A 20,116-nucleotide genomic window follows, 5' to 3' on the forward strand; every position below is an offset into this window, starting at 1 on the left:
TTGGTACCAGCCGTTCTGGCGCTGGCCCCATAGGCCGCTTCTCTCTGGTCGTTGTTTGGAACCAGTGCCCCCCATAGGATGAATACCAGAGCCAAAAATTCGCAAAGCCGTCTCAGCGGTTTCGGATACACCGAGTGTCCTCGCGGTACTAAGTAACTGCGTTGGTGATACGGCATCAACGCAACGGTGGATAATAAATATGACAAGCCAAGCCAATGTAATCCCGGTTCAATCTGGTCTTCCTGAGTTTGAAGATCGCGCGAACCAAGAGACCAAATATACGACCTGTTATATGTGCGCCTGTCGCTGTGGCATCAAAGTCACAGTGGAGGACAACAAGGTTCGTTTCATCCAGGGCAACCCAAACCATCCAATTAACAAGGGTGTACTCTGCGCCAAGGGTAACTCCGGCATCATGAAGCAGTACTCGCCAGCGAAGCTGAGCAAGCCACTGCTGCGTAAACCGGGTACCGAACGTGGTGCAGGTGAATTTGAAGAGATCTCCTGGGATCAGGCGCTGGATATGCTGGAGAAGCGTCTGCGTCACATCCGTGCAACCGATCCGAAAAAACTGGCGTACTTCACTGGTCGTGACCAGATGCAGGCACTGACCGGTATGTGGGCGAGCCAGTTCGGTACCATCAACTGGGCTGCACACGGTGGTTTCTGTTCTGTAAACATGGCGGCCGGTGGTCTGTACACCATGGGTCACGCGTTCTGGGAGTTCGGTGATCCGGACTGGGACAACACTAAGTACTTCATGATGTGGGGTGTGGCGGAAGACCACAGCTCCAACCCGATCAAACTGGGCCTGAAGAAGCTGAAAGAGCGTGGCGCCAAGTTTGTCGCGGTTAACCCGGTGCGTACCGGTTACCAGGCGATTGCAGACGAATGGGTCGCGATCCGTCCGGGCACCGATGCGGTGTTGGCACTGTCGATGGTGCACGTGCTGCTGAAAAACCAACTGGTGGATGAAGAGTTCCTGATCCGTTACACCAACTCTCCGCAGCTGGTTGTAAATACTCCGGGACAGAAGGGCGATGGCCTGTTCTACCGCGGTGAAAGCGGTGAGCCTCAGGTTTGGGATCTGGTGAAAGAGCAGTTTGTGGACGCGAACCTGCCGGACATCAACCCTGCGCTGTTTGGCGAGTTCACCATGCCAGACGGCACGCCTGTGCGTACTGCCATGAACATCATGCTCGAGAAATACCTCGACGATGAGTACGCACCGGAGAACGCTGCGAAAGAGTGTGGCGTTAAAGCAGAAGATATCGAGCGTATGGCGCTGGAAATGGCGCACGTTGCGTTCAAAGAGTCCATCACCATCGATGTAGAGTGGACTGACTGGGCCGGTCGTAAGCAGGACAAGTTCATCGGTCGTCCGGTATCCATGCACGCGATGCGTGGCATCTCCGCACACTCTAACGGTTTCCAGACCTGCCGTGCTATCCACCTGCTGCAGGTGCTGCTGGGTACTATCGACTGCCCAGGGGGCCACCTAGCGAAGCCGCCGTTCCCAAAACACGTTCCACCGGGTATTAAACCTGCCAAAGATATGGCGCCGAACACGCCACTGAAATCACCACCACTGGGCTTCCCAACCTGCCCGGAAGATCTGGTGATCAACGAAGACGGCAGCCCGAAACGTATCGATAAAGCGTACAGCTGGGACGCACCGATCTCCTGTCACGGTCTGATGCACATGGTGATCAGCAACGCGGTGAAAGGCGATCCGTACGAGATCGACACGCTGATGCTGTTCATGGCGAACATGGCATGGAACTCCTCCATGAACACCGCACAGACCATCGATATGCTGTGCGAGAAGAAGGACGACGGCGAGTACAAGATCCCGTTCATCGTATGCTCCGATGCGTTCAACTCCGAGATGGTGGCGTTTTCTGATCTGGTTCTGCCAGACACCACGTACCTGGAACGTTACGACACCATCTCCATGCTGGACCGCCCGATCTCCGAGCCGCACGCAGCGTGTGACTCCGTGCGTATCCCAGTGATCCAGCCAGACCGCGACGTGATGAGCTGGCAGGAAGTGATGGTAGAGATGGCCGGTCGTCTGGGCTTCCCGGCATTCTCCACACCTGAAGGTGAGCGTAAGTACGAAGGCTATAAAGACTTCATCGTTAACTTCGAGAAAGAACCGGGCATCGGCTTCCTGGCGGGTTACCGCGGTAAGGATGGCGACAAGTCCCTGCGCGGTGAGCCAAACCCACGTCAGTGGGAAGCCTACGCGGAGAACGAAGGTTTCTTCGAGATGCACCTGGACCTAAACCAGCGTTACATGCGTCACGCGAACCTGGATTACCTGACACTGGCGAAAGAAGCGGCTTGGGTGGGTTCTACCAATCAGATCGTGATTGAGTTGTATTCCGAAAAGCTGCAGACATTCCGTCTGGCGGGGCAGGGGCTGTACGACGGTCCAATGCCAACCGAAGAGCACCACAAAGAGCGTCTGGTGAAATACTTCGATCCGCTGCCGTTCTACTACATGCCACTGGAAGAACAGCGCATCGATCGCGACGAGTACCCGTTCCACGCGGTAAACCAGCGTCCGATGTTCATGTACCACAGCTGGGATAGCCAGAACGCGTGGCTGCGTCAGATCATGTCCCAGAACTACCTGTTCATGAACCGCGTAGCTGGCGAGAAGATGGGTATCGAAGATCTGTCCTGGGTGTGGGTGGAATCCCACAACGGTAAGATCCGCGTTCAGGTAAAACTGATGGAAGGTACCAACGAGCAGACCGTTTGGACCTGGAATGCTATAGCGAAACGCGGCGGCGCATGGGGGCTGTCTGACGACGCCAACGAAGCGACCGACGGCTTCCTGATGAACCACCTGATCTCCGAACTGTTGCCTCAGAAGGGCGACAAAGTGGACCGTGTTACCAACTCCGACCCTGTGACCGGACAGGCTGCATGGTACGACCTGCGTGTGAAGATCACACCAGCCGCACCGGGCGAAACCGGTGCATGGCCAACATTCAGCGCGCTGAAACCGCAGCCGAATGCGAAGCCGTCCCCGGATATGTTGAGCTACACGTCTCACGAAAACGTCAACCTGAAGCGCCCGATGTCAGACATCCTGACTCGTGGCGAGAAGTAACAGCAGACGGAGAAGAAAAACATGAAATTAGGTCTGGTTGTTGATCTCGACACCTGCGTAGGCTGCCACGGCTGCGCAACAGCATGTAAGCAGTGGAATACCTCTGGCACCATCGGGCCGCTGTCGGATGAAAATCCGTACGGTAAAGACCCGAACGGCGCTTGGTTGAACCGTATCCGTACCTACGAGGTAGATGATCACCCGAACTCTAAGACGGTGAACATGCCGATGTCCTGCATGCACTGCGACAACGCAGCGTGTGTGACCGTATGCCCGACTGGCGCATCTTACAAGCGTGAAGAAGACGGCATCGTACTGGTCGATCAGGATAAGTGCATGGGCTGCAACCTGTGTTCCTGGGCTTGCCCATACGGCGCACGCGAGCTGGATCCACATCAGGGCACCATGAAGAAATGTACCCTGTGTGTTGACCGTATCTACGATGAGCGTCTGCCGGAAGATGAGCGCAAACCAGCGTGTGTTATGACCTGTCCGACCAAGTCCCGTGTATTCGGTGACTTCGACGATCCAGACTCTGAAGTAAGCAAGCTGGTACGTGATCGTGCCGGTAAGCAGCTGATGCCAGAGCTGGGTTACGAGCCGGTAAACACCTATCTGCCACCACGTAACAAGCCTGTGGTTGAGACTTACGAGCCGAAGTCCATCAAGGCAACGGTGAAGGGCTGGGTAAATAAGGTCATCGCCCGATGATTCGCTATCTACGATAGATATTCGAAAACAACAACAAAAGTTTTGCCGGTTTTAGTAGCACCGGCATGCCGGACCGCCTCCACCGGTCCGGCAACCTTATTACGGAGACGTTACTATGCATCCGGCTTTTTCAGTACTTGTATTTACTGTGATGTCAGGGGCGGGTTACGGCCTGATCACCCTGATGATTCTGGGTCACTTGCTGGGCGTGCCTCAGCTGCAGGATAGCAACGTATTGCTGTCTGGCGGTATCCTGGGCTTTGTCCTGATCAGCGGCGGTCTGCTGTCCTCCACCCTGCACTTGGCAAACCCTAAAAACGCATGGCGTTCTTTCAGCCGTTTCAAAACCTCATGGCTGTCCCGCGAAGCGGTCTTTGCTGTGCTGTTCTACCCATTCGTGCTGGCGTACCTGGCAAACGTATGGTTCAACGGCGCTGAAGTGAACGGTGCAGCTGTGGTTGCGGGTTACGGCGCTGCAGCGCTGGCAATGGTTACGCTGTTCTGCACCAGTATGATCTATGCGAGCCTGAAAACTATCCGTCAGTGGAACACTTCGTTGACGCCGGTTAACTACATCGCGTTGGGCCTGATGTCCGGCTCTTTGCTGCTGGCAGCGGTTCAGGCAACGGTAGCGGGCGATCTGTCCTCTGTACTGCACAACCTGGCGATCGGTCTGGTGATTCTGGGCGCAGCAGTAAAACTGATTTATCTGTTCTGGATCGGTAAACCTGCGGGCAGCACCATTAACACCGCAACGGGTTTCACCCAGGCAAGTGTTCGTCTGTTGGACCAAGGCCACACCGCTAACGGCTTTCTGAACAATGAATTTGGTTACACCGTTGAAGCAAACCGTCTGATGCGCCTGCGTGTGCTGATGGTTGGCATCGCATTTGTGCTTCCTTTCCTGCTGTTGTTGACCAGCAGCGCCGGACTGCTGGCACTGGCGGCGATTCTGACTATTATTGGTCTTCTGGTTGAACGTTGGTTGTTCTTCGCTGAAGCACGTCATGTGGTACGACTGTTCCACGGCGATCAGCGTGTCTAAGAGGAGTCTGAAAACTACTGCGCTTGATTATGCTGCGTTAGAGGTTGGTTCAAAATGCTCATTTACTATCGTAATACCCAATTGGGCACGATGACTGCGCTTTTTCACCAACCTCCGCCTTGCCTAATCTTCGCTCGCGACGTTTTCACCTCTCCTCTTAACATTTCATAAGAGCGCCGGCTTGGGTAAACACCTGACCCGGCGCTTTTCTGGTATTTGGCCTGCGCGAACAATCGGTTTCGCAGCAGAGTAGGAAGGAGCTTTATCTTGAACTTTGAAACACGTAATCCTGCTACCGGTGAACTGATTGAACAGTTCGACTTTCTGACCGACGATCAGCTAGAGCAACGTCTTGAGTCTGCCTCTCAGGCTGCTGAAGCGTGGGGCTGCACCTCCTTTGCCGAGCGATCCCAACTGCTGCGCGCGCTGGGCAATCTGGTAACCGAACGCCGTCAGGAACTGGCGGAAGTTATCTCCCTGGAGATGGGTAAACTCCTGCCCGAAGCACTGGGTGAAGTTGATAAATGTGCACTGGCCTGTGGTTTCTATGCGGACAACGCTGAAGGTATGCTGCAGGACGACATGATCGAAACCCCTGCACGCCGTAGCCTGGTAACCTACGAGCCACTGGGCATGGTTTTTGCCATCATGCCGTGGAACTTCCCGTTGTGGCAGGTATTCCGTTGCATGGTGCCAGCACTGATGGCGGGCAACGGTATCATCCTGAAACACGCGCCAAACGTACCGCGTTGTGCCAAGGCTGTTGAAACCCTGATGCGCGATGCGGGTGCGCCAGAAGGTCTAATGACCGAAGTAACTATCTCCGTTGATCAGGCAGCCCGAGTGATTGCTGACCACCGTGTAAACGGTGTTGCCTTCACCGGTAGCGAAGGTGCAGGGCGTAAGATCGCGGCACTGGCTGGCCAGAACCTGAAGAAAGCCGTTCTGGAACTGGGTGGTTCCGATCCGCTGATCGTATTGGATGACGCTGATCTGGACGCAGCGATGGATGTGGCAATGCGTGCACGTTTCAGCAACGCAGGTCAGATCTGTATCGCCTCCAAGCGTTTCCTAGTCGTACCAAGCCGCATTGGCGAATTCACCGAGATGTTGCTTGAGCGCACCAAGGCGCTGAAAACCGGTAACCCACTGGATGCAACCACAACGCTTGCGCCTATGGCGCGCGGTGATCTGCGCGATCAGGTACATGCACAGGTACAGCAATCCATCTCTGAAGGTGCGCGTGCACTGACCGGTTGCGAAGTGGTAGAAGGCGAAGGTTATTTCTATGCTCCGTCTGTGCTGGACAACGTAAAGCTGGGCATGACCGCATTCAACGAAGAGATCTTCGGCCCGGTTGCCGCCATCGTTGCGGTACGTGACGAAGCCGATGCGATTGCTCAGGCCAACGCGACCCGCTTCGGTCTGGGTGCAAGCGTGTGGACTCAGGATCTGGAGAAAGGCGAAGCCTTCCTGCGTCAGTTGGATGTCGGTGCAGGTTTCGTGAACGCACAGGTGGCCAGTGATATCCGTATGCCGTTTGGCGGCACCAAAGCATCCGGACTCGGTCGTGAATTGGGCGTAAACGGTATTCGCGAGTTCTGTAACAGCAAGTCTGTCTGGATCGCATAAGAGATAGAAGTCATGACTAGCGCGTACAAAAATAACAATGACACGCTAATGACCTGGGATATCTTCCAACATCAGGAGCAGCGCATGATGCGCTCGCATACAGGTCATGATGAACGTACGGATGATTACAGAACGCAAGGGCTGGCCCAAGTGCAATCCCAAGTGCAGTCCGCTACTCATCCGAGCGCCAATAGCTGATTCCTGACTTTGGGAATAGAAAAGGCCACCTGAATGAGGTGGCCTTTTTGTATTCGAGGCAGTCGTGTAGGTTAGTCATCGCAAAGCGATGCCTAACATGTTGGCCACCGCTTCGCGGTGGCCAACCTACAATTCAGTTGGCGATTTGACCTCGTTCCTGTTCTGTACGCTGTCACTATTAATACCCAGATTACAGCCCTTTCATTGCAGCGATGCCAGATAGACAGCCACAATAATTAAAGTCCCGCCCATCAAACGATTGAAAATGACCAGATTACGATCATTTGTAAGTAGATAGCTAATTCGGGAGCCCAATACCGCCCAGCTGCTTACTGATGCATAACAGATCACGAAGTAAAGGATCGAGAACACCATCAGGGCTTCATAGGACGCGGACAGATTAAACGCGGACACGCCTGCCAGGCACGCGATCCAGGCCTTCGGGTTAAGCAGCTGCAATGCAGCACCTTGGAGAAAGGTGGGGCGATTTTGTCGTTTAATCTCAACGCTGCCATCCGAGGTTGCGATCTTGTAGCCCATGTAGCAGATAAAGCCAGAACCGATATAACCCAGCACAGCCATGAGTTCGGTGTTTTCAGCCGCAACCTGTCCTACTCCCAGTCCAATAAAAAGCAAAAGGACAGAAAATCCGACGGTGGCGCCCGCAACAAACGGCATCGCACTGCGCACACCGTGATTGAGGCCCGTGGAGAGGGTGATCAGATTCACCGGCCCAGGTGAGATCGACATGGAAAGGGAAAACAAACACATCGCTAAAATTACGGACATCTCTTAACCTCCTTGAAGAATGTGCCCAGTCTATTACGATGGTGAGTGTTTAATTAGATAGGCTAATTGGATTTCATTGTTCGAACGGGTGATTCAATGATCGATGATCTCAAAGCAATCGCAATTTTCGCTGAGATGGCAAAACAGGGCTCATTCCGTGGTGCCGCTAAAACATTGGGATTGTCGCCATCAGTGGTAAGTTACCATGTTGGGCAGCTGGAGCAACGGGTCGGTACCGCGTTGATCTATCGTTCGACACGCAAGCTGTCGCTGACCCATGAAGGCCAGGTGCTGTATGAACATGCAAAGGCGATGATCGATGCCGCAGAGGCAGGCCTCAGTGAAATTGCGGGTGAGAAGGCAGAGCCACAAGGTAAGCTGACAGTCACGCTACCATCGCTGGTCGCGCGCGGACCGCTAAACTTACGCATCGCACAGTTCTGTAAACGCTATCCGGGCATTACGCTGAACCTGATCTACACCGATACGCGACAGGATCTGATCGCTAACGGGATCGATCTGGCGGTCCGTGCGGGCAACATGCCGGACAGCAGTCTCAAATCACGGCGTATCGGAGAGATCGAGCGTAAGCTGGTGTGCTCTGCGGAGTATTTTAACGCTCAGGCAACACCTCACACGCCGAAAGATTTGGAAGCTTGGGATTGGATTCGTCTGTCTATGCTGTCGCCTAGCCGCGTGCTGATTGGTCCCAAGGGGCAGCGTGTAGCGGTCGAGTTTGAAAGCCGGGTGTTTGTGGATTCGGTAGAGGCGTCAACCCAGTTTGCGATTCTGGGTATTGGGTTGGCCACTCCGCCGGCTTTCCTGGTTGAAGAGGCGTTACGTACCGGAATCCTGGTTGATCCGCTACCCGAGTGGCAGGTAGAACCGATTCCGATCTACGCTGTATGGCCTCAGAATGCGTCGATGAACAATAATCTTAAGCTGCTTTTAGCGGATCTAATGGATAACAAGTATGACCAGGGATTTAAGAATCTGCTTCATAGGTGATTCGTTCGTGAACGGAACCGGCGATGAAACCAAGCTTGGCTGGACCGGCCGTGTGTGTGCCGCGTTGGAAGCCCGTGATCCGGATTTGGAAATTACGTTTTATAATCTGGGTATTCGACGTGATACGAGCAAAGACATCCGCCGCCGCTTTGATCAGGAGCTATCGGTACGCTTGCAGGGTGATTTCGATACACTGGTGGTCTTTTCGTTTGGCGTTAACGACACAACAATGGAAAACGGTGTTTTGCGCGTCGAATCCGCGCGAAGTATCGAAAATGCACGGGCGCTGTTGATTGAGGCGGCGGAACAGCATTCGGTGTTGATGGTAGGACCACCACCCATTGCTGATGATGGCCAAAACAAGCGCGTACATAAGTTGGATGCCGAGCTCGCGCAGTTGTGCTCAGAGATCAGCGTACCTTATCTGTCTGTGTTTGATGGATTAGTCTGCAATCCTGTATGGCGTGACGAGGTGGCATCTAACGACGGAGCCCATCCGCATTCGGCAGGTTATAGCTTACTGTCAAAGCGTGTTCTCTCATGGAATGTATGGGAAGCGTTCATTGCCTAACCGGTGATGTACCCGCAATTACCTTTCAGGTTGTTCCAGACACTTCAGATACTGCCCCGGCGTCAGTCCAACAACCTGCTTAAACTCGCGATTGAAATGAGCCTGATCGAAGTAGCCTGCATTTAGCGCAGCCTCGGTTAACGATAGGGTGCCCGATGCATCGCGCAGCGTGGATCGCGCATGATTGACGCGCAACAACCGGCTGTAATGCTTCGGGCTGATTCCGACCCATTGCTTGAACAAGCGCTCGAGCTGACGCTGGCTCAGGTTGATCTGTTCCGAGAGGGAGGTGATTGGCTGCAGGGTTTGATTATCCAGCCAATCAAGTGCCTTGTGTAGTTCTGAACTTACGCCAACCGATCTCTCCAGTAGGTGCATTAGCCAGCTGTCTAGCTGAGTGACTCGCGCAGCGGTTGAAGCGTTTGACGCCAGCGTGTCATAGATTTGGTTTAATTCAAGACGTTGCTGAACGCGGTCGGTTGGTTCAATCGGTGCAATAAACTCGTTTAACGGTTCCTGAAAAAACGGATACGCCATACCCGGGTGAAAACGGATGCCGACAGCGTCGATCTGATCGCCAAGCTGCAAAGGGAGCGAGGTTGTATTCGGGCCACTGATCAGACAGCCCTGGCTGATCGCGCTGTCACCCATGACCAGTCTGGAATTGAAACTGAAGGTAATGCCACAACCGGTATCGCAAGGCAGATATTCGGTTCTCAGCGTCGCGTTTTCAGGCGCAGAGATAAACCAGTAGTTCTTGATGTAGGGGCGTAAGGGAGCCGCGGGGTTATACAGCCGCAAATTTAGGTGAGAAAAGCCTGTAAGCGTGTTTTCCATCGTAGCGATACGCCCAACGTGTGTTCGAAAAGTCTAGCACCGTCCGTGGCGAAGACTTATCACCTCTTTTAGAACGCTATGTTGCCAGCTTCGTAATTACCCGCTTCGGTACCAAAGCTGCGGGCGATACGGTTCCATGCGTTGATCGTGGTAATGGCGAGTGTGAGATCAACCAGTGCAGATTCACTGAAGTACTCCCGTGTTTCACCATACAGCACATCATCGATCTCGTTTCCGGCAATCAATGTATTGGCTTCTGCCCAGGCAAGGGCTGCTCGTTCTTTGGGTGTGTAGTAATTGGTTTCACGCCAGGCATTAAGGCCGTACAGGCGCTGCTCTGTTTCACCCGCAGCGCGGGCTTCTTTGGTGTGCATATCGATACAGAAAGCACAGCCATTGATCTGGGAGACACGCAGTTTAACCAGCTCCAGCAGTGATCGCTCAAAACTGCCGCGTTCGCGATAGCAACGGGCGATATAGTGCTCCAGGTTGTACATCGCTTCCATCGCCTCGGGTGCGTATTTGATGTAATTGATTCGTTCAGACATAAGGCTCTCTCCGTTAGGGTTATGTATAAACAACCTTAAAGAGAGAGCCTTAGACGGTATTGTAAATTTTCGACATCAGCTGGTTTGGCTATCAATGCACGTGCATTTTCAACTCCACCGGAAGTGAGCGGGAGATCATCTCGTATACCGGTGAGAAGCTGATGCATTCACGAAGAGCCTGTTCCGAACCGTTGGATGCCACAGTCATATTGACTCGAATGGTGCTGTAACCTTTGCGTACGTCATCGCTTAGGCCCAGGAATCCCTGCAGATCCAGGTCGCCTTCCAGTGAAGTCGCAACGGATTCGATCTCTATGCCGCGTGCTGCTGCGTGGTACACCATGCTGGTCGTCATGCAGCTCACCAGGGCATGCAGTACATATTCTACCGGGTTTGCACCTTTATCTGTGCCCAGCAACACAGCGGGCTCGTCCGCTTCCAGCGTAAATGGCACCGCACGGGTGGTATCCATCGCGCCGCAACCGTAGAATGCTTTGATCGCACTGCGGTTATGTCCGCAGTCGATCCACTGGTTCTGAGCGCTAAAACGGAATTTCGCGAGGCTTGGATCCTGCTTTACTGCGGAAATGGTCGCCATCAGGTCATCAATATTTACACCGTTACGCATGGTTGGTTTTTTTACTTGTTCTAACATGGTTCTACCCTCTGAATTGTTGGTACGTCCGGGTGCTCTTGGACGGTAAATTCATTGTCCTGCGTGGGCTAAGCTGTTGTAAGAAGCATTCCTGCCACTAACAGGCCATTTGTGCCAATGGAGGAGGATGTATGACGCAATCCACGATACGGGTTCTGTTTTTGGCGGTGCCCGAAACTGCCGGATCGTCCCTGTATGGGATGTTGGATGTGTTGTCCGCGGCGGGGAATGTCTGGCAAACGCTGGTCCGCAGTGAGCCGCTTCCTGCACTGTTTACGAATCGGATCGCCTCGATTGATAAAGCACCGTTTACCTGCGGCCATAATATTCCAGTGATTCCCGATACCTCTATAGAGGACGACCCCGAGTGTGACATCTTGATCATTCCGGAGCTGTGGTTAGGGCCCGATGAAGACCTGCACGGGCGCTACCCGGAAATGATGGCGTTTATCCGGCGCAAGCATGGGCAGGGCGCCTATGTATATTCTGCGTGCTCCGGTTCTCTGGTGTTGGCGGAAAGTGGTCTGCTAAAGGGACGTAGAGCCACATCCCATTGGGGGTATGAACATCTGTTCCGCACGCACTATCCCGACATCAACTTTCAGCCTGAACCGATTCTCTGTTTTGCCGATGAAACCGGTCATGTGGTGACTGCAGGCGGGACCAGTTCCTGGCATGATTTGGTGATCCACATTATCTCCCGTCATGGCAGTCCGGCCGAAGCGATGCGGATCAGCAAGGTGTACCTGCTTAAGTGGCATGATGAGGGGCAGTTACCTTATAAGCCGCTGGTAAACAAGGTGATGCATCGTGATTCTTTGGTGATTGAAGCGGAACAGTGGTTGGATGAACACTACCTGCGTCCTGATGCGATTGACGGATTGCTGAAACACCTAGGCATGGCTGAACGTACCGTTAAGCGCCGTTTCAAAACGGCGACCGGTGAGTCGATGATCGAACGTATTCAAAACCTGCGTATCGAGAATGCCAAGAGACGGTTGGAGAGTACTTCAAACGCGATCGATGATATCTGTGCAGATGTTGGTTATGAAGACGCCGGTTTCTTCCGGCGTCTATTTAAGCGCTTGACCGGCATATCCCCAAGCCAGTACCGCAAGATGTTTGGTCAGAAGCATTTCCAAGCAGACCTCTAAGAACGAATCAGTCCAACTATGAATGTTGCCCCTGTTTCGATGCAGAACAACCGCCTGAATTCTGGCGAATGCTTTCCTTTTCCCGCAACGCCTGTGTTGTGATCTGCCATGCGGAGGAGAGGAATAAGCCTGCCATAACGCCCGCCACAATCAGATCCGGCCATGCGCTGCTGGTGGCCCAAACACCGGACGCGGCGATCAAGACAATCAGGTTGCCGATTGCATCGTTACGGCTACAGAGCCATACGGAACGCACGTTGGCATCACCATCTTTATACTTCACCAACAACAAAACGCTGGTTAGGTTGGCCAAAAACGCTGCAATCGCAATCGCTCCCATGGTGAAGGCTTCCGGATTGCTCATCACAAACACACGATAACCGGTGCTGCCAAACACCCAGACCGACATCAGCAGCAAACTGGTCCCTTTAAAGATCGCTGCATTGCTTCGAATGGATGCGGCTTTGCCAATCGCCCATAAGCTGATGCCGTAACTCAGTGTATCGCCGATAAAGTCCAACGCATCGGCCTGAAGTGCCTGGGATTGGGCAATCCAGCCCGCCACCATCTCTACGCCAAACATGGCGCCGTTGATGACGATAATGAGCCAGAGTATACGTTTGTAAGCCGGATCAAGACCGGTGAACTCGGTTTTACCGCAGCAGTGCTGTGCCATCTGAAAGCTCCTTTCTTTATTTCCTTATCGATAAAGAAAGCTTAAAGTCTCTAGTGACTAGAGGTTCAAGTGCTGGAGGGTAAAATGTCAGAGTTTTATTCAATCGGTCAATTATCAAAGCTGGCTGAATGCAAAGTGCCAACGATTCGTTGGTATGAAGACAAGGGGCTTTTGCCTGCACCTACACGTACCGAAGGCAACCAGCGACGTTATACCAAGCGCCATCTGACCACGTTACGTTTTATCCGTCATGCCCGTGCCTTGGGATTTGATCTGCCTGCGATCGAAAAACTTCAACAACTGAACGGGTGCTGCTACGGCGATCATATCGAAGCGGATCGCATTGCGCAGGAGCACCTGGATGACGTTCGTAACAAGATCGCTAAGTTAAAGGCGATGGAGGCCGAACTCGTTGCGATGATAGAGGGCTGTGATTATGAACACAGCCATAAATGCCGGATTCTGGATGTGTTGGCCGACCACGGCTTGTGTGGAAGTGATCACCAGTAGTTTGACGGGTTTGTCGTTCTGACTCATCGTCCTTTCGCCGAAGTAGTGCAGATAACCGTGTTGACCCGGACAAGAGACGTAGCTTTAGCCCACGTCGCTCTAACGCGTTGTTTTCTAAGCCTACTGCCTGAAACGTACACCCCGCCAAGTTTCTTCAGATTTAGCGGTCATAATGAGTGCTGGGTAGGTATATTAGATGTTTCTGTTTGATTTGTTGTTCCTAAAACCTTTAAAAAACAAAGCTTGAGGTGTTTTTTTGTAATTGATTTGTGTTTGAATTTTCGCGCAAATACGACTATAAACAGGTAAGGCAATAACGTCTTTTAGTGGAGCTGATGAAGTGATTTACCTCCGTGCAGTTTTTAGACCGTTTCTTTTTACACTGCTGGCATTCGTTGTAGCAGCAACGACTCAGGCGGGCGAGAAGGTCATTCTTTCGGTAATCGATGAGGGTGGCACAAAAGCGTACAGCCTGAAGGAACTGGATGGCTTTAAACAACATGTCATTGAAACGTCCACTCCCTGGACTGAACGTCATGCATTCAGTGGCCCGCTTCTGAAAGACGTGCTGCTCAAGTCTGGTCCATATAAGGGACATACCGTAAAAGCATATGCACTTAACGATTATGTCGTGGAAATCAATCAGGACTTGCTGGACAATTATCCGATCATTCTTGCAACGCGCAAAGACGGCAACGCAATGCGCATTCGAGACAAAGGGCCAATCTGGCTCATGTTGCCCCTGGACCAATATCCGGAGCTGGACACGCGCAGGATGCACGGCCAAATGATATGGCAGCTCAACAAGCTAGAGAGCCGATAATTGAGACGATTTGAAGTTCGCAAAGACTATATTCTTGTTTCCGTGACGGTCTTGGTCTTTGCGATAAGCTCCGCATTCAGCCTGTATCAAGTCAACCGTGCATCGGTAACGTTAGCGCACGAATATCCCCTTGCCATCTGGACGATCGAACAATTTCAAAATGAACACAAGTCATTGTTACACGCCCTGGAATTGCATACCGCAGGCGTAGAGAACCGTGATGAGGTGCTTCAGGCATTCGAGATTCTTTGGAACAGGGCGACGGTTGTACTCGACGGTTACGAGGCATCATTCGCACGAGAGTCGTTAGGTGCTCAAGAACTAGCAACGGGCGTTTTGAATGTTCTGAAACGTTACGATGCAAAGGTGCAGGCGATTCCCGATAGTGGTGCCCCTGCTGTTTCTAGTGACGTCTTTGTGGCACTGAGTAAGTTTAAAGACCCCATTCACGAACTGAACATTCGTAACTTCCATGATCGTGATGCGGTATATGGTTTGAGTGGTTTCTCCGAACATCTCAGGGCTGCGGGTATCGCGTTTTTTGGATTGGTGGTGAGCGGTCTGGTGTTGGTGGTGATGCTGATCCGTCAATTCAGGGCCAGCCATCAATTGGCGCTTCACGATTCACTAACCGGGCTGGCCAACCGTCGTTATTTTATGGATCACCTTGAGCAGATCATTCTGCGAGCGGAGCGCTACGATGAAAGCTTCGCGGTATATCTGATCGACTTGAATGAGTTTAAGCCGATCAATGACAAGTACGGCCATTTATTTGGTGATCATGTTTTGCGGGTGTTTGCACAGCGTTTATCCAATTGTGTCCGCCGCGTTGATATCGCTTCACGACTCGGTGGTGATGAATTCGCAGTCATCCAATATCCGGTTAAAGAAGCGCGGGAGGTCCCCGCTATGTCCGATCGATTGCATGATGGCTTGGCGGGTCCAGTATCAAGCAAAAGTCTGTCAACTGACGTGACTCACAGTATGGGTGTAGCGCTCTATCCGCTTGATGGACGTACCGCAGAAGAGCTGCTCTATGCTGCAGATATGAAGATGTATGGAGCCAAAAAAGTGCACAAGCGGCGCTTAAAGAGTATCTGTTCGTCGCTACAGGTAGGCAACTGAACAATACAAATAGAAGAGGGGCATGAAAGCCCCTTTTCTGTTTTGGCACGGCAAGATCTTACTTACTCAATGGGTAGATGCCCGGTCTTTACCCATATCACCGTTTCTTCCTCTACATAGGGAAAATGAGCGCTCATATGCGGACTGCGCAGCCACGTCCCGGCAGGGTATCGACCGTGTTCATCGATAAAGGTACCGGACAAAACCAGTATCTCTTCTCCACCTGCATGGCGGTGGGGTACAAAACGCTCCCCGGCGGGCCACTTCACCAGTGCTACATGCTCTGTACCGTAACTATGAAGCGGCATTACCTGCAAATTCCCCTGGCCAGGTAGCCATTCAGCATTGTTGGTATCGATACGTACTGTAGTCTGATCTTCAACGTCAAACTGATAGAGCTTTACCAGAATGGTGCAGCCCTGTTCGCTGAACGGGGCGTGTTTGCTGTTGTGGGGGTTACGAATATAGGTGCCGGCCGGATAGTCGCCATGCTCGTCAGAAAATACGCCATCCAGAACCAGGATCTCTTCACCGTAGGGATGCAGGTGGCTGGCGAACTTCGCCCCGGGGGCATAACGCACGATGCTTGTAGCATGGCCGGTTTCCGCTTCTGCACGCGCAAGCGGTTTACGTTCTACGCCCGCAGCAGGGCTGGCAACCCAGTCCAATTCGTTTGTATCGATGACCACCCGTTGTGAGAAGTCCATATTCAGCATTTTTGAGTTGCTCCCATCTACAAGCCACCATTTACAATCCTGCATCGTTAATTAGCCGGAAGCCGGTGACGCACGCCACAGCACCTGAACTGCTAATCCAGCTAATAGGGCGGAACTTATTAAACGTAGACAATACTTCATCGATATCATTCGGGTCGATAAATGTTTCGTAGAATGGTGCTTTAAACGCCTTGTGTTGAATACAACGCCACTGCTTTGGGTGAGATGCTAACTATCGCTTATGAGCGTGAGGACTTGCGGGTAGTGATCGGCGAGGAGCAGATGGTGTAACCGGGCGCCACTGCGGCAGGAAGGAGAGAAACAAAAATGGCCCAACGAGGGGCCATTTTATGGATGTTTTGCGAGTTAAAGATCAGACGATACGGTTCAGGTCTTCGCGCAGTTCCTGCAGTTTGGCTGCCATGATCTGTTCAAGACGATCCAGCTCGTTCACCAACTGCAAACGACGGTCGTGGTTGCTGATGCTTTTGTTCAGGGCGTTCAGTTCGTTGACCGCCGCGATCAATACTGGGTCACTGCCACCATTGTCTTTGCTCTGGCTGGCCGCTTCAGCATCAGCAGGAACGACGGTGTTGCAATCAAAGCAGAAGGTGCTGCTATCAGGCATTGCGGAACCAGCAGGGCGTTTGAAGTACACCTTCAGTACTTCCTGGTTGTCTTGACGTGACAGCTTATAGTGACTGATTGCATTCACATCGGTCAGGCCCATTGCGCTCAGGGTGTTGAATTCTGACATTGCTCTTTCCGTTGTTCTTATGGTTATGTGATTCGTCTCTTGCTAACACTCAAGAATAAAGCAGGGGGTTTGATTCAGTAGGGCCAGTTTGGTCGGGTGGATATAGCCAGTTTTGGTTCCAGCGGGATTTTTTTTCTGGCCCTAATGAGGAGAGGGCTCACTGCTTATAGTGAAATCATCAGGTCGACACTTGGTTTGAAGGAGCAGACAGTATGTCGGCCGAGGTTATAAGACTATAAAAACAACGCAGGAGTCATTATGGCGACTAAAACTCAAGTACAGATCGAACTGCAGCCTGAAACCTTGGAATTGTTTGATCGTTACCACAAATACACCGGCACAACCCCTGAACTGTACATCACCGAGTTGGTTGAGAAGACGCTCCCAACTGTTCAGGCAATGGTAGACGCAATGGATGAAGCCAGCGAAAACCCAGAGGGTGCTGATGTGATGGAGATCTTCGGTCGTAAGATGGCTGAAGCCGCTTTGCAGCAAAAGCAGGAAGCGCAGGGAACTCCGCTGACTGTATGAGACATCATTGTCTCTCCCTGAGAGTCGTTACTTTTTCTTTGCTCTGGTAACGCGCTGTTCGAGCCACGCCCACACGTGGCTCTTTTTTTTGGTTGGTCATCGTGAAGCGATGCCCAACAACTCCATTCAAAAATTCCGACTTAATGTTGGGTTCCGCACAGCGAAGACCAACCTATGCTTTTTTATATCTGGCTCCCACTACGGGTTCCCATGTTCTGCGTGGGAACCCATTGTTCACTCGCATTGCATACAAGTCCTATGCATTCCCTCGCAGAACGTGGGAACGAGGTAGGCAACTGTGCGTACAAAAGCTAAGAAAAGAAAGAAAAGAACACTATCACGGCTTAGGAAAGCTGAGCATGAACCAGCGCATGGGTCGTACTGCCGTGATAGTGCATGCCAAAGCCTGGCAACGGGTTGGTGGTATTGCGTTACGAGTGAAACAACGGCCGAACACCCCTGACGGGGTAACGGCCGGTCTTACATGTCACGATCACTATATCGGGCAAGCGTCTGACCTGTTTAGGTCCAGAGACAGGCGATACAAAGTGCCAGCGTTAAACGCCTCTTTTATATGAACTGCGCCGAAATGGTGCCAAAGTTCGATAAGTGTTGAGGCCAGTACTGTATAAAAGAGGAGTGGTCGTTGCCAGTGAACAGCAAATTGCTTAGTTTCAATTTCATGTCAGATCGACGGAGAAGAGGACTATGCAGTTAAAGGTTTCCCATAAGATAACCTTAGGTTTCACCTTTCTGGTGCTGTCAATTATGTTGGTTGGCGGTGGCGGACTATGGGGGGCTGCCACGATCAGCCGTGGCCTGGATCAGGTTACCAATCAGTCCCTTCCAACCGTGTCAGGCAGTCTTAACCAGATGATCACGCTGCAGCAGGCTAACTTGGCGCTGCTGACGGTTTTATCTGACGACAAAGACAAAAAGCTACGTGCCGAGCAGAAGAAAGGCTTTGAAGAGCAGGTGCAGGTGTTCCAGGCTCGTTTGCAAGACCTGGGCACACAGTATGATCTCAATGACGAGCAGCGCACCCAGCTGCAGACCGCAGCAGAAACAGAGGCCAAGTTTACAAAAGCCGCGATGGATGCCATGACGTTGCACGAAGAGCAGTTAATGCTTGCCGAGCGTGTGCGTCAGAAGGAGAGTGGTTTCCAGCGCAAGATGGATACACTCAACACCTGGGGCCAGAAATACATCAGCAAAACCACAATCAGCGATCGGCTAACCCGTATTCGTGCTTTCATGCGCGCCGCTAACGCCCACCGTACGCAATTAATAAATTTCCACCAGAGTCAGGATATGCCCCGCCTCGATCGTGAGCTGACCAGTACCGACGGTGAACTGACCAAGAGCCTTCAGGCTTTGGTCGCAATTGACCCGAGCGCCAAACGAATCAGTCGTCTGGTCGACGATCTGATTGCCGATCTATACGGCGACAACGGTATGGTGGCGCTGTACCGGGAGGCCTACAACAAAGGCAACCTACTGACTAAACAGCTTGCGTCTACCGCCCAACTGCAGACCGAAGCACAGGCGGTTGTGGATGGGTTTATCACCGCATCGATGAATCAGGCGGCTGAACGTAAAGCGGAAGCCGATAACAGCTCCCAGATCACAGAAACCATGATTGTGGCGTTGCTGGTCGGTAACCTGATACTGGCGATTGTGATCGCAACACTGACCGTCCGCAGCATCCATCAGCCTTTGTCTGCAACCGTAACTAAGCTCATGTTGTTGGCAAAAGGCGATATGCGCACCAGCTTTGATGACGACCGTAAAGATGAATTCGGTGATCTGGGGCGTGCGCTGAACGAAGTGGTTGCAAACCTGCACGACATTCTTGAAGAGATCGCCAACGGTTCTAAGCACCTGAGTGACGTGGCTGAAAGTAACGCTGTAACCAGTCGCCAGACCCATCGCGCGATGGGACAGCAAAGCGAACAGCTGACTATTACCGCCTCTGCATCCGAAGAGATGGAATCGATGGTGCAGGAAGTAAACCAGTTTGCGCGGACCACACTGGAAGCGGTGCAAAACTGCGAGCAACTTAGCTTGGATGCCGACCAACACGTACAGCAAACCGTATCCAGCATTCGTCAGCAGGCAGATGATATCACCAAGGCGGTATCTCTAAGTGATCAGCTAAGCCAGTACAGCAACCAGATCGGCTCGATTCTGGACACGATTGGCGATATTGCCCAGCAGACAAACCTGCTGGCGTTGAACGCAGCCATTGAAGCGGCTCGGGCAGGTGAGCAAGGCCGCGGATTCGCCGTAGTCGCTGACGAAGTACGCGAGCTGGCACGCCGCACTCACCACTCGACCCAGGAAATTCAGGAGATGGTGGAAAATATGCAGTCCAGCATCACCAGCGTTGTCGAGGTAATGCAGCACAGCGTAGCGCAGACCGAGTCATGCGTGGAGTCCGCACATAGTTCACAGGACGCCCTGATGAAGATGAAGGATGCCGTTGCCAATATTCGCAGTATGAGCACCCACATCACAGAAGCGACCAGCCAGCAGAACCAGGCGGTAGAGGAGATGGCGCGTACACTTGAACAGATCAACTCCGCCGCCAGCGAAACCGCAAACGGTGCCGAGAAAGTCTCCAATCACAGTGACGATCTGCTGCAGATCTCCACCCAACAGAAAGAGCTGATCAGCCGCTTCACCGTCTAATCCCCCAAACCTTCA

The 20,116-nt window shown here is 52.4% G+C and carries 19 protein-coding genes; 12 read left to right on the forward strand and 7 right to left on the reverse strand.

The features are described 5' to 3' along the window. Positions 1-199: 199 nt before the first annotated feature. The 4 genes from QKW35_RS06815 to QKW35_RS06830 all read left to right on the forward strand — a co-directional run bounded on the left by QKW35_RS06815 (position 200) and on the right by QKW35_RS06830 (position 6,512). Entirely contained in the window at positions 200-3,124 is a 2,925-nt protein-coding gene (locus QKW35_RS06815; RefSeq protein ID WP_282351728.1) for a molybdopterin oxidoreductase family protein, read from the forward strand. Between the two features lie 21 nt (positions 3,125-3,145). Continuing rightward, positions 3,146-3,835: a 4Fe-4S dicluster domain-containing protein gene (locus QKW35_RS06820; protein WP_282351729.1), complete on the forward strand. Its 690-nt coding sequence runs from the start codon at positions 3,146-3,148 to the stop codon at positions 3,833-3,835. Positions 3,836-3,950: 115 nt separating this feature from the next. Then, a complete protein-coding gene (locus QKW35_RS06825) occupies positions 3,951-4,880 on the forward strand; it encodes a dimethyl sulfoxide reductase anchor subunit family protein (RefSeq protein WP_282351730.1) in 930 nt (309 codons plus the stop codon). 267 nt (positions 4,881-5,147) lie between these two features. Beyond that, on the forward strand, positions 5,148-6,512 hold the full coding sequence (locus tag QKW35_RS06830) for an NAD-dependent succinate-semialdehyde dehydrogenase (protein ID WP_282351732.1): 1,365 nt from the start codon (positions 5,148-5,150) through the stop codon (positions 6,510-6,512). Positions 6,513-6,911: 399 nt separating this feature from the next. Here the strand turns inward: QKW35_RS06830 and QKW35_RS06835 are convergent, their stop codons facing one another. Then, on the reverse strand, positions 6,912-7,499 hold the full coding sequence (locus QKW35_RS06835) for a LysE family translocator (RefSeq protein WP_282351733.1): 588 nt from the start codon (positions 7,497-7,499) through the stop codon (positions 6,912-6,914). Between the two features lie 96 nt (positions 7,500-7,595). Here QKW35_RS06835 and QKW35_RS06840 point away from each other — a divergent pair, with 96 nt between their 5' ends. Both QKW35_RS06840 and QKW35_RS06845 read left to right on the forward strand, forming a co-directional pair. Then, positions 7,596-8,507 carry a LysR family transcriptional regulator gene (locus QKW35_RS06840; protein ID WP_282351737.1) on the forward strand — a complete coding sequence of 304 codons (912 nt, stop codon included), beginning with the start codon at positions 7,596-7,598 and terminating at the stop codon, positions 8,505-8,507. 7 nt (positions 8,508-8,514) lie between these two features. Next, positions 8,515-9,078: a GDSL-type esterase/lipase family protein gene (locus tag QKW35_RS06845; RefSeq protein ID WP_282351739.1), complete on the forward strand. Its 564-nt coding sequence runs from the start codon at positions 8,515-8,517 to the stop codon at positions 9,076-9,078. An 18-nt stretch (positions 9,079-9,096) separates the two neighbouring features. Here the strand turns inward: QKW35_RS06845 and QKW35_RS06850 are convergent, their stop codons facing one another. The 3 genes from QKW35_RS06850 to QKW35_RS06860 all read right to left on the reverse strand — a co-directional run bounded on the left by QKW35_RS06850 (position 9,097) and on the right by QKW35_RS06860 (position 11,118). Next, complete coding sequence (locus QKW35_RS06850; RefSeq protein ID WP_282351741.1) at positions 9,097-9,915, reverse strand: helix-turn-helix domain-containing protein; 819 nt, start codon at positions 9,913-9,915, stop codon at positions 9,097-9,099. Between the two features lie 68 nt (positions 9,916-9,983). Then, the gene (locus tag QKW35_RS06855; protein WP_282351743.1) at positions 9,984-10,463 is read right to left on the reverse strand and encodes a carboxymuconolactone decarboxylase family protein; all 480 of its coding nucleotides are present in this window, start codon (positions 10,461-10,463) and stop codon (positions 9,984-9,986) included. A gap of 91 nt (positions 10,464-10,554) precedes the next feature. Then, entirely contained in the window at positions 10,555-11,118 is a 564-nt protein-coding gene (locus tag QKW35_RS06860; RefSeq protein ID WP_282351746.1) for an OsmC family protein, read from the reverse strand. A gap of 131 nt (positions 11,119-11,249) precedes the next feature. Between QKW35_RS06860 and QKW35_RS06865 the strand changes: the two genes are divergently transcribed. Next, positions 11,250-12,272, forward strand: a complete 1,023-nt coding sequence (locus QKW35_RS06865; RefSeq protein ID WP_282351748.1) for a GlxA family transcriptional regulator — start codon at positions 11,250-11,252, stop codon at positions 12,270-12,272. Between the two features lie 16 nt (positions 12,273-12,288). Here QKW35_RS06865 and QKW35_RS06870 read toward each other — a convergent pair whose 3' ends face one another. Continuing rightward, a complete protein-coding gene (locus QKW35_RS06870; protein WP_282351750.1) occupies positions 12,289-12,948 on the reverse strand; it encodes a cation efflux transmembrane domain-containing protein in 660 nt (219 codons plus the stop codon). Between the two features lie 84 nt (positions 12,949-13,032). Here QKW35_RS06870 and QKW35_RS06875 point away from each other — a divergent pair, with 84 nt between their 5' ends. The 3 genes from QKW35_RS06875 (at position 13,033) to QKW35_RS06885 (ending at position 15,406) form a co-directional block, all read left to right on the forward strand. After that, positions 13,033-13,458 carry a MerR family transcriptional regulator gene (locus QKW35_RS06875; RefSeq protein ID WP_282351752.1) on the forward strand — a complete coding sequence of 142 codons (426 nt, stop codon included), beginning with the start codon at positions 13,033-13,035 and terminating at the stop codon, positions 13,456-13,458. Between the two features lie 340 nt (positions 13,459-13,798). Further along, on the forward strand, positions 13,799-14,281 hold the full coding sequence (locus QKW35_RS06880) for a putative pterin-binding protein (protein WP_282351754.1): 483 nt from the start codon (positions 13,799-13,801) through the stop codon (positions 14,279-14,281). After that, positions 14,282-15,406: a diguanylate cyclase gene (locus QKW35_RS06885; RefSeq protein ID WP_282351757.1), complete on the forward strand. Its 1,125-nt coding sequence runs from the start codon at positions 14,282-14,284 to the stop codon at positions 15,404-15,406. Between the two features lie 62 nt (positions 15,407-15,468). Here the strand turns inward: QKW35_RS06885 and QKW35_RS06890 are convergent, their stop codons facing one another. Both QKW35_RS06890 and QKW35_RS06895 read right to left on the reverse strand, forming a co-directional pair. Further along, entirely contained in the window at positions 15,469-16,122 is a 654-nt protein-coding gene (locus tag QKW35_RS06890; protein ID WP_282351759.1) for a cupin domain-containing protein, read from the reverse strand. A gap of 373 nt (positions 16,123-16,495) precedes the next feature. Next, on the reverse strand, positions 16,496-16,879 hold the full coding sequence (locus tag QKW35_RS06895) for a DUF3461 family protein (protein ID WP_282351760.1): 384 nt from the start codon (positions 16,877-16,879) through the stop codon (positions 16,496-16,498). Positions 16,880-17,137: 258 nt separating this feature from the next. Between QKW35_RS06895 and QKW35_RS06900 the strand changes: the two genes are divergently transcribed. Then, positions 17,138-17,410, forward strand: a complete 273-nt coding sequence (locus QKW35_RS06900) for a hypothetical protein (protein ID WP_282351762.1) — start codon at positions 17,138-17,140, stop codon at positions 17,408-17,410. 708 nt (positions 17,411-18,118) lie between these two features. Further along, on the forward strand, positions 18,119-20,101 hold the full coding sequence (locus tag QKW35_RS06905; RefSeq protein WP_282351764.1) for a HAMP domain-containing methyl-accepting chemotaxis protein: 1,983 nt from the start codon (positions 18,119-18,121) through the stop codon (positions 20,099-20,101). Positions 20,102-20,116: the final 15 nt, after the last annotated feature.

The sequence above is a fragment of the Pontibacterium granulatum genome (genome assembly GCF_029961155.1).
Taxonomy (GTDB): domain Bacteria; phylum Pseudomonadota; class Gammaproteobacteria; order Pseudomonadales; family Balneatricaceae; genus Pontibacterium; species Pontibacterium granulatum.